Consider the following 14,680-nt stretch of genomic DNA (forward strand, 5'->3'; position numbering starts at 1 on the left):
AGCGCTGTGGTCATCGAGCGCTGCGGTCGTCTGGCGCTGCGGTCGTCTGGCGCTGCGGTCGTCTGGCGCTGCGGTCGTCTGGCGCTGCGGTCGTCTGGCGCTGCGGTCGTCTGGCGCTGCGGTCGTCTGGCGCTGCGGTCGTCTGGCGCTGCGGTCGTCTGGCGCTGCGGTCGCCGGGCGTTGGGGTTGCCTGGCGTTGCGGTCATCGGGCGCTGCGGACATTGCGTCCGTTCGATTGCGTGCTCGGTGGGGAGGCTTCTGACGGTGCCAAGGAGGTTAGGCTAACCTAATCTCGCGTCGGTGACGCGCGCCTTCGGGCGTTCCCCATCGGAGGTGCGGGTCAGATGACGGCAGGGCTGCAGGGTGTCGAGGAGCTTCTCGCGCGGTGGAACAACCACACCCGTCCGGAGATCACCTCGACGGCGGTCGCTGACTTTGTCGCGCAGGCCGGGCGTACCCCCGAGGCGTTGGCGCTGGTCGCGGGCGAGACCCGGCTTACCTACCGGGAGCTGAGCGGCCGGGTTTTCGCGGTCGCGCGGCACTTGCGTGAGCGGGGCGTCCGGGCCGAGGACGTGGTCGGCATCGGGATGCCGCGCTCCGCCGAGATGGTCGTCGCCCTGCTCGGCGTCATGGTCGCGGGTGGCGCCTTCGTGCCGGTCGACCCCGCCTGGCCGGATCAGCGCCGCGAGCAGGTGCTGGCCGAGGCCCGGGCGAAGCTGACCCTGACCGCGGACGATGTGCGGAGCCTGGGCACCGCCGCCGCGCCGGAGGTCGAGATCGCCGGCGGCCAGCTCGCCTACGTCATCTTCACCTCGGGTTCCACCGGCACGCCCAAGGGCGCGATGATCCGGCACGAGGCCATCGCCGAGCGGCTGCGCTGGCAGGTCGAGCACATCCTGCACTTCGGTCCGGGTGACGCGTCGCTGTTCAAGGCGCCGCTGTCCTTCGACATCAGCGTCAACGAGATTCTGCTGCCGCTGGTCTCCGGCGGCTACGTGGTGGTGGCCGAGCCCGGCGGCGAACGCGATCCGCAGTATCTGCTCGACCTGATCGCCACCGAGGGTGTGACCTTCGTCTACCTCGTCTCGTCCATGCTGGACGTGCTGCTGCAACTGTCCCGCGGCACCCACCTGCTGGACGGGCTCAAGCACGTGTGGTGCGGCGGCGAGGTGCTCACCCCGGAGCTGTTCGACCGCTTCCGCGCCCAGCTCAGCACCACGCTCTACCACGGATACGGACCGGCCGAGGCGACCATCGGCGTCTCGCACGTGATCTACCGCGACTCGGCCGAGCGGATCGCCACCTCGATCGGCCGGCCCAACCCGCACACCCAGCTCTACGTCCTGGACGACGAGCTGACGCCGGTCGGCCCCGGGGTCACCGGCGAGCTCTACGCCGCCGGCTTCCTGCTCGGCCGCGGCTACGTCAACGCGCCCGCGCTGACCGGCGCCCGGTTTGTCGCGAACCCGTTCGGCGAGCCCGGTGCGCGGATGTACCGCACCGGCGACCTGGCCCGCTGGCATGCCGACGGCACGCTGGAGTTCGTCGGCCGCGCCGACAACCAGGTCAAGATCCGCGGCATGCGGCTGGAACTGGAGGAGGTCGAGGCCGTGGTCGCGACGCACCCGGCGGTGCGCCAGGCCGTCGTGGTCGTGCACGACCGGCACTTGATCGGGTACGCCGTGACGACCACCCCCGCCACCGGTGACGAGCTGCGCGCGTGGTGCGCCGACCGGTTGCCGGAATACATGGTCCCGTCGGCGTTCGTGCTGCTGGACGCGTTCCCGCTGACCGCGAACGGCAAGGTCGACCGGCGCGCGCTGCCCGCGCCGATCCTGGCCCGCCCGGCCTCGCGGGCGCCGCGCACGCCCGCCGAGGCGGCGCTCTGCGAGGTCTTCGCCGCCGTGCTGGGGCTGGACACCGTCGGCGCCGAGGACGACTTCTTCGCGCTCGGCGGGGACAGCATCGTCGCCATCGGGGCCGTCCGCGCCGCCCGGCGGGCCGGCTTCACGCTGCGCGCCCGAGACCTGTTCGCCAACCCCACCCCGGCCGCGCTCGCGCTGGTCGTGACCTCCGCCGCCGAGCCCGAGGCCACCACGGTTGACCCGACCGGGCCGGTGCCGCCGACGCCGATCGTCGCCTGGCTGGACGAGGTCGGCAACGCGACGGACGGCTTCTTCCAGGCCGTCACGCTGCGCACGCCGGAGGACCTCACGCTGCCGGAACTGCACGCGCTGGTGGATGGGCTGCTCGCCGCGCACGACGTGCTGCGAGCCACGATCGGCGGCACGGCAACCACGGCTGGCGGCACGGCAACCACGGCTGGCGGCACGGCAACCACGGCTGGCGGCACGGCAACCACGGCCGGTGCAGGCGGCGTAACCGCGGTTGGTGCAGGCGGCGTAACCGCGGCCGATGGTGCCACGGCCGGTGCAGGTGGCGTAGCCGCGGCCGATGGTGCTACCGGCGGTGGTGTGGTGCTGGCTGTCGGGCCGGTGGGTGCGGTCACTGCGGCGGACGGTGCCGCTGACGGTGGTGGGGTGCTGGCTGTCGGGCCGGTGGGTGCGGTCACTGCGGCGGACGGTGCCGCTGACGGTGGTGCAGTGCTGGCTGTCGGGCCGGTGGGTGCCGTTACCGCGGCCGAGGTCGTTACCGTCGATGGGGATCTGGATTCCGCGGTCGCGCGCTTGAGTCTGGAGCGGATGATCGCCGTCGACTGGAGCCCTGGGCAGCGCCGGCTCATCGTGGCCGTGCATCACGTCGTCGTGGACGGGGTGTCGCTGCGGGTGTTGGCCGAGGATCTGCGTACCGGGTTGCCGGTCGCGCCCGCGCCGACCTCCTACCGTCAGTGGGCCACCGCCCTGGCCCAGGCGGATTTCACCGCCGATGAGGCGCACTGGGCCGCGGTCGCGGCCGAGCCGGTGCCGCCGCTCGGCAGTCGGGCTCTGGACCCGGCACGGGACACGGTCGCCACCGAGCGCACGCTGACCGTCACGCTGTCGCCGGAGGTCACCGAGGCCCTGCTCGGTGCGGTGCCCGCGGCTGTGCACGGTGGGGTCAACGACGCGCTCGTGGCCGCCCTGGTGCTGGCGATCTCGCCGGACGCGCCGATGCTGCTGGAGCTGGAGGGGCACGGCCGTGAGGAGGACGCGGTCGATCTGGACCTGTCCCGCACCTTCGGCTGGTTCACCACGCTCTTCCCGGTGCGGCTGGACGTCGCCGGGTTGTCCGTCGCGGCGGCCGTGAAGGCGGTCAAGGAACAGCTGCGCGCGGTGCCGGCCAACGGGTTGTCCTACGGCGCCCTGCGATACCTGGCGTCCCGGCCCGAGCTCGCGGTGCAGCCGCAGGTGCTCTTCAACTACCTGGGCCGGTTCGGCACCGACAGCGGGGCCGACTGGGAGACCGTCGTCGACGGTGAGGTGGTCGTGGAGCGGCGGGACCCGCGGATGCCGCTGCCCCGGGCGCTGGAGGTCAACGCCGTCGCCGTCGACGCCGGGCTGTCGGCCACCTTCAGCTGGGCGCCCGGCGTGCTCGCCGAGGACCGGGTACGCGCGTTCGCCGACCGCTGGATCGCCCTGCTGACCTCGATCGCGACCGACCCGGCGGTGACCGGCCACACGCCGTCGGACTTCCCGCTGGTGGCGCTGAGCCAGTCCGACGTGGATGCCCTCGGGCCCGACGTGACCGGGGTGCTGCCGCTGACCCCGCTGCAGGCCGGGCTCTACTTCCACGCCACCTACTCGCCGGGCGCCGACCCGTACGTGGTGCAGCAGCTGATCGAGCTGGACGGGCCGCTGGACGCGGACCGGTTGCGCCGCGCGGCCGGTGAGCTGTTCGACCGCTACCCGAACCTCGGTGCCGCGTTCCGGCCGATCGGTGACGGCGAGGTGGTGGCCGTGACCGGCCCGCGCCCGCAGCTGCCGTGGCGGCTGGTGGTCACCGACGACGTCGACACCGTGGCCGCCGCCGAGCGCGCCGAGCCGTTCGACCTGGGCCGCCCGCCCGGCATGCGGTACGCGCTGGTCCGGCTCGCCGCCGACCGGCACGTGCTGGTGCAGACCGTGCACCACATCGTCGCCGACGGCTGGTCCGTCCCGCTGATCCTCAACGACCTCCTCGCCCGGTACGCCGGCCAGCCGCTGCCGCCCGCCCCCGCCTTCGGTGACTTCCTGGCCCAGCGCGGCACCGGCGACCCGGAGGCGTACGCCCGCCTGCTCGACGGCGTCGACGAGCCGACCCTGCTGGCACCCGGCGCCGCGGCTCCGGCCGCGCGGCTCTCCGTCACCGTCGACGGGGCCGGCGTCCAGGCGGTCGCCCGCGCGCACGGCGTCACCGTCGGCAACGTGCTCGCCGCCGCCTGGGGCGTGCTGCTCGGCCGCGTCACCGGGCGCACGGACATCGTGTTCGGTCACACGGTCTCGGGCCGCGGACTTGACATGCCCGGCATCGACGCGATCGCCGGCCTGCTGATCAACACCGTGCCCGCCCGGGTCCGCTGGGCCGGCGCCGACACCCTGGCCGACGCGCTGCGCGGCTTCGCGGCGAGCCAGCGGGAGGTGGTCGAGCACGAGCAGACCGCCCTGGCCGACGTGCAGCGCCGGATCGGCCTGCCGGAGCTGTTCGACACCCTCGTGGTCGTGGAGAACTACCCGGCGGCGGCCGCCCCGGACGGCGGGGACCTGCGGATCGCCGGGATGCGCGTGATCGAGGCGCCGCACTACCCGGTGACGCTGATGGTCAAGCCGGGCGACACGATCGCCGTCGACCTCACCCACCGGCTGGCCCCGGAGACCGCGGAGCTGTTGCTGGAGCAGTACGTCCGGGTGCTGACCGCGATCGCCGCCGACGCGTCCCGGCCGATCGCCGCCGTCGACCTGCTGTCAACGGAACAGCGGGCCGCCGCACTCACCCTCGGAGTGGGCGCACCCGCCCCGTCGAACCCCCCGGCCACCGCCCTCAACCGGGCTGACGGCCTGGCTGATGGCCTGGCTGACGGCCCGGCAGCCGCCTTTAACTTCGTTGAAGGCCCGTCCGGGCGGGCGGTGACCGTGCCGGAGCTGATCGCCGCCGTCGATCCCACCCTGACCGCTGTGCGCGGTGGTGCGGTCGAGCTGACCTACGCCGAGCTCTGGACGCGCGCCGGGGCCGTCGCGGGCGCCCTGCACGCCGCCGGGGTCCGACGCGGCGATGTGGTCGCGGTCGCTACCCGGCGTACGGCCGAGCTGCCCGTCGCGCTGCTCGGTGTGCTTCGGGCCGGCGCCGCCTACCTGCCGGTGGACCCGGGATACCCGGCCGCTCGCATCGAGTTCATGCTCGAAGATGCCGCGCCCGTCTGTGTGCTCGTGGACGATCCGAGCGCCCGCGTGCTGCCTCCGCACGACCTGCCGACCGTCCGGGTCCGGACCGCCCGCGGTGACGCGCCGGTGCTCCGGGTGACCGGAGACGACGCCGCGTCCGTGGTCTACACCTCCGGTTCGACCGGGCGGCCCAAGGCCGTCGTCGGCACCCATGCCGGCCTCGCCAACCGCCTGGCCTGGGCCCGGGAGGCCTGGGACGGCGCGGTGCGGGTGGCGAAGAGCTCGATGAGCTTCATCGACGGCACCACCGAACTGCTCGGCGGCCTGGTCGCGGGCGCCACCGTCGTGATCGCCGACGAGACCGCCGCGTCCGACGGTGCTGCCCTGGCCCGGCTGGTCGCCGAGTCCGGCGCCACCCAGCTGCTCGCCGTGCCGAGCCTGGCCGCCGCGCTGGCCGAGACCGCGCCGGACCAGGTTCGCGGCCTTCAGCGGTGGATCACCAGCGGCGAGGCACTGACCGCGGACACCGTCGCCGCGCTGGTGGCGGCCTCGCCCGGCGCCACGATCGTCAACTCCTACGGTGCCTCCGAGAACACCGGTGACGTGCTGGCCGGGCCGGTCACCGCCGGTGCGCCGGTCACCCTCGGCCGGGCCGTGCCCGGGGTACGGGTCTACCTGCTCGATGCCGCCCTCGATCCGGTCGCGCCCGGCGCGGTCGGCGAGCTGTACGTCGGCGGTGTCCAGCTCGCGCGCGGCTACCGGGGCCAGGGCGGTGCCACCGCGGCCCGGTTCGTCGCCGACCCGTTCACTCCCGGCGAGCGGCTCTACCGCACCGGCGACCTGGGCCGCTGGCGGGGCGACACCGTGGAGTTCCTGGGGCGCAACGACGACCAGGTCAAGGTCAACGGCCACCGGGTGGAGCTGGCCGAAGTAGAGGCCGCCCTGCTGCGCCGGCTCGGGGTCCGCGAGGCCGTCGCCGTGGCGCGCGACCGCCGGAGCCTGCACGCGTACGTGGTCGCCGAGGCGGGAGAGACCCTCGACCCGCAGGGGCTGCTCGCCACGCTGCGCGATGAGTTGCCCGCGTACCTGGTGCCCGCGACGGTGACCGTGCTGGACGCCGTACCGCTGCTGCCCAACGGCAAGCGGGACCGGCGCGCCCTGCCGGACCCGACCGTCGCTGTGGCCGCCCCGCCGCGCGACGCCCGCGAGGCGCTGGTCTGCGACCGGCTGGCGAGCGTGCTCGGCGTCGAGACCGTCGGCGTGCACGACGACTTCTTCGCCGCCGGCGGGGACAGCATCACCGCCATCCGGCTGGTCAACCTGCTCGCCCGGGACGGGATCGTGCTCTCCACCCAGGACGTCTTCCGCACCCGTACCGCCGCGGCGATCGCCGCCATCGGCGCGGAACCGGCCCCCGAGGCCGGCGCCGCGCCCGCCGCCGAGGTCTGGGAGCTGTCGCCGCTGCAGCAGGGCGTCTACTACCAGGCCACGTTCTCCGACGGCGCCAACACCTACATCGCGCAGAACGTCTTCGACCTGGACCGGCGCATCGACGTGCCCGCCCTGGAGCTGGCCTACGCCGCGCTGCTCGACCGGCATCCGACGCTGCGGGTCGGCTTCACCGGTGACCCGCGCCCGCTGCAGTTCGTGCACGCTGCCGTGCCCGCGGTCGTCACGGTGCTCGACGGCGACCCGGAGCTGATCGCCGCCGAGGACCGCGAGCGCCCGTTCGACCTGACCGACCCGCCGCTGATCCGGCTCACCGTCATCCGCCGGCCGGACGGCACCGACCGGCTGCTGCTGACCTGCCACTTCCTGCTCTGGGACGGCTGGTCGCGCGAGCTGGTGCTGCGCGAGCTGTTCGCCCTGTACGACTCGCGGGGCACCCGCGGGGCGCTGCCGCTCGACGGCCCCGCGTTCACCGACTATCTGGCGTGGATCGCCGCGCAGGACGCCGCCGCCTCGGCCGCCGCCTGGAAGGCCGTGCTGGACGAGCCGACCATCGTGGTGCCGGAGGCCGTCGGCCGTGAGCCCGTGCTCTCCGACCGGATCCTCGCCGCCCTGCCGACCGCGGTGACCACCCGGCTCAACGAGCAGGCGCGCCGGGCCGGCGTCACCCTGAACTCCGTGTTGACCGCCGCCCTCGGCCTGGTGCTGGGCCACCGCACCGGCCGCGGCGACGTCACCTTCGGCACCACCGTCGCCGGGCGCCCGACCGACCTGCCCGGCATCGAGAACGTCATCGGCCTGTTCCTCAACACCGTGCCCGCCCGGGTCGCCGCCACGCCCGGCGGCACCGTCGCCGACCTGGCCCGCCGGGCCCAGCAGGACCGGCTCGACCTGGCGCCGCACGAATACCTGGGCCTCGGCGACATCCAGCGCGCGGCCGGCCACGACCAGCTGTTCGACACCCTGTACGTGCTGCAGAACTTCCTCGCCGACGACACCTTCGCCGACCTGGAGACCGCGCAGGGCATCGTCGACGTCGAGTACACCGACACCACGCACTACCCGCTGACCTGGGTGCTGACCCCGGGCGCGAACCTGCGGATCAAGCTGGAGTACCGCCCGGACGTCATCACTTCGGCAACCGCGCAGTCCATGGTGAACGAGCTGGTCGCCGTGCTGCGGACGCTGGCCGACGGTCTTGACGTGGCGGCGGGCGCGGTGCCGTTCACCGCGGCGCAGGAGCCGGCCGGGCGGGAAGCCGACATTCCCGACGAGACGATCGCGGAGATGCTGGCGGCGCAGGCCGAGCGGACCCCCGCGGCGGTCGCGCTCGTCTTCGGCGACCAGCGGCTGACCTACGCCGAGCTGGACGCCCGGATCGACGCCGTGGCGCGGGGACTCGTAGCGCGCGGCGCCGGACCGGAACAGATCGTGGCGCTGGCGCTGCCGCGCGGCGTGGACATGGTGGTGGCGCTGTTCGCCGTGCTTCGGGCCGGGGCGGCGTACCTGCCGCTGGATCTGGACCTGCCGGCCGAGCGGCGGCAGCAGATGATCGACGATGCCCGGCCGCTGCTGGTGCTCACGTCGCTGGACGGGCTCGCCCGGGACGACGGCCCGGTCACTCACCCGGACTTCACCGGCGACCGGCTGGCCCGGCCCGCGTACGTGATCTACACCTCCGGATCCACCGGCAAGCCCAAGGGTGTCGTCACGCCGTACCGGGGGCTGACGAACATGCAGCTCAACCACCGGGCCGAGATCTTCGACCCGACCGTGGCGCGGGCCCGGGCGGCCGGCGTCGACCGGCTGCGGATCGCGCACACGGTGAGCTTCTCCTTCGACATGTCCTGGGAGGAGCTGCTCTGGCTGGTCGAGGGCCACGAGGTGCACGTCTGCGACGAGGAGCTGCGGCGGGACGCGACCGCGCTGGTCGCGTACTGCCACGCCCACGGCATCGACGTGATCAACGTGACCCCGACGTACGCCCACCACCTCTTCGCCGAGGGCCTGCTCGACGGGCACCGGATGTGGCTGGTGCTGCTCGGCGGCGAGGCCGTCACCGAGGCGGTCTGGTCCCGGCTCAGCGACCCCGCCGGCCCGACCGGCTACAACCTGTACGGCCCCACCGAGTACACGATCAACACCCTGGGCGCCGGTACGGGCGACAGCACCACCCCGACCGTCGGCAAGCCGATCTTCAACACCCGCGGCCACGTCCTGGACACCTGGCTGCGCCCGGTCCCGCCCGGCGTGGTCGGCGAGTTGTACATCGAGGGCGCCGGCCTGGCCCGCGGCTACCTGCACGCCCCCGGCCTGACCGCGTCCCGCTTCGTCGCGGCCGGCGACGGCAGCCGGCTCTACCGCACCGGTGACCTGGTCCGCGAGCGCCCGGACGGCAACCTCGACTTCCTGGGCCGCAGCGACGACCAGGTGAAGATCCGCGGCTACCGGATCGAGCTGGGCGAGGTGGAATCCGCGGTCGCGGCGGTGCCCGGCGTCCGGCAGACCGCCGTGCTCGCCCGCGACGGCAAGCTGCACGCCTACCTGGTCGGCCCGGTGGAGCCGGCCGCGGTCCGGTCGGCGCTCATCGAGCGCCTGCCGTCCTACATGGTCCCGTCGCTCTACGCCGTCGTGGACTTCCTGCCGATGACCGTCAACGGCAAGCTCGACGCCGCCGCGCTGCCGCCGGCCGCGCCGATCATGTCGGCCGCCCGTGGCCCCCGCGACGAGCGGGAGGCCCTGCTCTGCGGCATCTACGCGGACGTGCTCAGCCTGCCGGCGGTCGGCATCGACGACGACTTCTTCGCGATCGGCGGCGACAGCATCTCGTCGATCGCGGTCGCCGGCCGGGCCCGCAAGGCCGGTCTGCACGTCACCCCGCGGGACGTGTTCCGCCGCCGTACCGTCCAGGCCCTCGCCGCGGCGCTGCCCGCGACGACCGTCGAGATCCGGACGGACGACGGTCTCGGCGACGTCGCGCTCACCCCGATGCTCGCCGAGACCGTGAAGTCGGCGACGCCGCTGGGCAACTTCTATCAGTCGATGGCCTGGCACACCCCGGCCGCGCTGTCCCGCGCGCAGCTCGAAACGATCCTGCAGGCCCTGCTGGACCGGCACGACCTGCTGCGGGCCTCCTTCGACGGCACCCTGCACGTGCCGGCCCCCGGCCTGCGCGCCGCCGGCCTGCTCAGCACCGGCCCGCTGGACGAGGCCGCCGAGGTGGCCCGGCTCGACCCGGCCGCCGGCGTCATGCTGCGCGCCGCCTGGGACGGCCGCAAGCTGCTGCTGGTCATCCACCACCTGGTGATCGACGGCGTCTCCTGGCGCATCATCACCGGCGACCTGGCCCGGGCCTGGGCCGACCTCAGGGCCGGCCGCCCGGTCGCGCTGGACGAGGTGGGCGCGTCGTTCCGCACCTTCGCCGCCACCCCGGCGAGCCACGGCGACGAGGCCGGCTTCTGGCGTGCGACGCTGGCCGACCCGGGTCCCGACCTGGGCGATCGGCCGGTGGACCCGGCCGTCGACACGGCCGCTACGGTCCGCTCGATCACCGTGAGCCTGCCCGCCGACGTGACCGTCCCGCTGCTGTCGACGGTCCCCGCCGCCATGTACGGCGGCGTCAACGACGTGCTGCTCACCGGCCTGGCCGTGGCGGTCAACCGCTGGCGCGGCCAGGACGCGCCCGTGCTGGTCAGCCTGGAGGGCCACGGCCGCACCGGCGAGCTCGACCTGTCCCGCACGGTCGGCTGGTTCACCGCCATCCACCCGGTGCGGCTGGATCCGGGGCCGGGCGGCGACATCGCCGCCGCGGCCCGGGCGGTCAAGGAACAACTGCGCGCGGTGCCGGCCGACGGCATCGGGTACGGCCACCTGCGCTGGCTGCGCGACGGGGACTCGGGCGGCGGGGACTCGGGCGGCGGTGACTTGGGCCCGGCACCGCAGATCCTCTTCAACTACCTGGGCCGCTTCGGCGCCGAGGGCGGTGGCGACTGGAGTCCCGCCGCGCCGCTGCGCGAGGGCGTCGACCCCAGCAACCCGGCGATGCCGCTGGAGATCAACGCGCACGCCACCGGTGACGTCTTCACCGCGACGCTGTCCTGGCCGGCCGGCATCCTCGGCGCCGACCGGGTCGCCGCGCTGGGCGAGCAGTGGATGGCCGCGCTGCGCGAACTGGCCGCCGCCGACGTGAGCGGGCACACTCCCTCGGACTTCCCGCTGGTCACGCTGACCCAGGACGACGTGGACGCGTTCGCCGACGCCACCGACGTGCTGCCGCTGCTGCCGCTGCAGGAGGGCATGTACTTCCACTCGGTGACCTCCGAGGTGGACACCTACGCGGTGCAGCAGATCGCCGAGCTGACCGGCGAGGTCGACCCGGCCCGCCTGCGCCGGGCGGTCGAGGCCGCCGTACGCCGGCACGACGCGCTGCGGTCCTCGTTCCGCGAGCTGCGCGACGGGCGGATCGTGCAGGTCGTCGCGGCCGACGTGCGGGTGCCGTGGCGCGAGTACGCCGCCGACGGCCCCGAGCGGCTCGCCGAGATCGCGGCGGCCGAGCTGGCCCAGCCGTTCGACCTGGCCCGCCCGCCGGTGCTGCGCTACGCGCTGGTCTCGCTCAGCGCCACCGAGCACCGGCTGGTCGAGACGATGCACCACATCCTGGCCGACGGCTGGTCCTACCCGCTGGTCTTCTCCGACATCGTGGCCTCGTACCACGGGCGGGAGCTGGCGGCCCCGGCCGTGACGTTCCGCGACCACATCGAGTCCGTCGTGACCCGCGACCGGGCGGCCGCCCGCGCCGCCTGGGCCACCGCGCTGGCCGGCGTCGAGCCGACCGCGCTCTACCCGGACGTCACCACGGTCTCGCACCACGACAGCGCCTTCACCGACTTCACCCGCACCCGGGAACTGGCCGACGCCGCCCGGGCGGCCGGCGTCACGGTCAGCACGCTCGTGCACGGCGCGTGGGGTCTGCTGCTCGGCCGGCTGCTCGGCCGCGACCGGGTGGTGTTCGGCTCGACGGTCTCCGGCCGCGGCGGTGAGCTGCCCGGCGTGGAGTCCATCGTCGGCCTGCTCATCAACACCGTGCCGGTGCCGATGGCCTGGCGCCCGGACGAGCCGCTCGCCGACGTGCTGCGCCGGCTGCAGGAGCAGCAGACCGACGTGCTCGACGTGCAGCAGGTCGGGCTCGCGGAGCTCAACCGGCTGGCCGGCGTCCGCGAGCTGTTCGACTCGATGGTCGTGGTGGAGAACTTCCCGGCGGTCGACGGCGGCGACGCCGAAGGGCTCGGCGTGCGCGGCTTCACCGGTACGGACTCGCCGCACTATCCCGTGTCGCTGGTCGCCTTCCCGGGCGAGCACCTGACCCTGGAGATCAAGTACGACGCGGTGATCGGCGCGGCGACCGCCGAGCGGCTGGCCGGACTCGTGCACCGCGTCCTGGACCAGTTCGCCGACGGGCTCGACCGGCCGGTGGCCACGCTGGACCTGGGCGCGGCAGCGACCGGTGGGCTCGACCGGCGGGTAGCCGCGCTGGACCTGGACGCGGCGTCGATCGGTGGGCTCGACCGGCCGGTGGCCGCGCTGGACCTGGGCGCGGCGTCGACCGGCGGCGAGGCTCTTGAGGTCAGCGACGCGACGCTGGAGCTGCCCCTGGGCCGCCCGGACGCCGTCGCGGTGACCGCTGGGGACATCACCCTGACCTACACCGAGCTGGAGGCCCGGTCCAACCGGCTCGCCCACGAGCTGATCGCCCGCGGCGTCCGGCCGGAGTCGCGGGTCGCCGTCGCACTGCCCCGCGGGGCCGACCTGATCGTCGCGCTGCTCGCCGTGATCAAGGCCGGCGGCTGCTATGTGCCGGTGGACCTCGGCGCTCCCGCCGCCCGGCAGGAGTACATCCTCGGCGACGCCGCACCGGTCTGCCTGATCGGCGACGGCGGCGTGCCGGTCGACGCGCCGGGCCGCCCGGACACCCGCCCGTCCGTGGCGCTGACCGGCGCCAACGCCGCGTACGTGATCTACACCTCCGGCTCGACCGGCAAGCCCAAGGGTGTCGTGGTGACCCACCGCGACGTGCTGGCGCTGTTCGCCGCCGCCGAGCGACACTTCACCTTCGGCCCGGACGACGTGTGGACGATGTTCCACTCGTACGCCTTCGACTTCTCGGTCTGGGAGCTGTGGGGACCGCTGCTCTACGGCGGCCGGCTGGTCGTCGTGCCGCACGACGTGGCCCGCGACCCGCAACGCTTCCGGGATCTGCTGCGCGCCGAGGGCGTCACTGTGCTCAACCAGACGCCGTCCGCGTTCTACCCGCTGATCGAGGCGGACGCGGCCGAGCCGGACCGGCTGCCGCTGCGGTACGTCGTCTTCGGCGGCGAGGCCCTGGACCTGTCCCGCCTGGTCACCTGGTACGCCCGCAACACCGCCCCGCAACTGGTCAACATGTACGGCATCACCGAGACCACCGTGCACGTCTCGTTCCGCGCCCTGCGCCCGGACGACGTGAGCCGGCCCAGCGTCATCGGCGCCGCCCTGCCCGGCCTGACCGTGCACGTCCTGGACGCGTACCTGCAGCCGGTGCCCGAGGGGGTGACCGGCGAGATGTACGTGGCCGGCGATCAGCTCGCGCGCGGCTACCTGGACCGGCCGGCGCTGACCGCGTCCCGGTTCGTCGCCAACCCGTTCGGGCCCGGCCGGCTCTACCGCTCCGGCGACCTGGCCCGCTGGGACGGCGGCGAGCTGGTCTACCTGGGCCGCTCCGACCACCAGGTGAAGATCCGCGGCTACCGCATCGAGCTGGGCGAGATCACCGCCGCCCTGCTGGCCCTGGGCGGAGTCTCGGACGCGACCGTGATCGTGCGGGACCGCCGGCTGGTCGCCTACCTGGTCGCCCGCGCCGGCAGCCGGCCCGACGTCGACGCCGTCCGCGCCCACCTCGCCTCGGTGCTGCCGGACTACATGGTGCCGGCGGCCTTCGTGACGCTGGACGCGCTGCCGCTGACCGTCAACGGCAAGCTCGACCGCGACGCCCTGCCGGAGCCTTCGCGAGAGACGGCGCCGGCCGTGACTGCCGCCGACGAATCGCCCGCGGTCACCACGCTGCGCGACCTGTTCGCCGAGGTGCTCGGGCTGGACGCGGTCCCGGCCGACGGCGACTTCTTCGCGCTCGGCGGCGACAGCATCGTGGCGATCCAGCTCGTCAACCGGGCCAAGCGCAGCGGCGTGCGGATCTCCCCACGCGACGTCTTCGTCAAGCGCACCCCCGCGGCGCTGGCCCCAACCGAGCCGGCCCGCACCGAGCCGGCCCACACCGAGCCGGCCCACATCGAGGCCAAGCCCGTCGCGGTGGCCGCGCCCAGCGACGGTGTCGGTGAGGTCGCGCTGCTGCCGATCGTGCACCGGCTGGCCGAGCTGGGTGGCGGCATCAACCGCCTGCACCAGGCGGACCTGCTGCGGACTCCGGCCGGTGCCACCGCCGCCCGGTTGACCGCCGCGCTGGAGGCCCTGGTCGCCCGGCACGACGCGCTGCGGCTGCGGCTGAGCCGCCCGGCGCCGATGCTGTGGTCGCAGGAGGTGACCGCGACCGGTGGGGTCCGGCTGACCACGGTGGACGGCATCGACCCGGTCGTCATCAAGCAAGCAGCCGAGGACGCCGTGGCCCGGCTCGACCCGGACGCCGGGCGGGTGCTGGAGGCGGTCTTCTTCGACGGCGGGCCGGACACCCAGGGCCGGCTGCTGCTCGTCGCCCACCACCTCGTGGTCGACGGCGTCTCCTGGCACATCCTCACCGAGGACCTGCGCCAGGCGTACGAGGGCGGCGCGCTCGAACCCGGCGGCACCTCGCTGCGCACGTTCGCGCGGCAGCTCACCGAGGAGGCGGGCAGCGCGGCCCGGCTGGGCGAGTTCCCGGCCTGGCAGCGCATCCTGGCGCCGGGCGC

1 protein-coding gene is annotated in these 14,680 nt (G+C 74.3%); it reads left to right on the plus strand.

What is annotated here, in order from left to right; all coding sequences use genetic code 11:
- Nucleotides 1–344 precede the first annotated feature (344 nt).
- Nucleotides 345–14,680: non-ribosomal peptide synthetase (locus tag DMB66_RS57500; RefSeq protein ID WP_125812408.1), on the plus strand; the 14,336-nt coding region annotated here is incomplete at its 3' end.

The sequence above is a fragment of the Actinoplanes sp. ATCC 53533 genome (genome assembly GCF_003947245.1).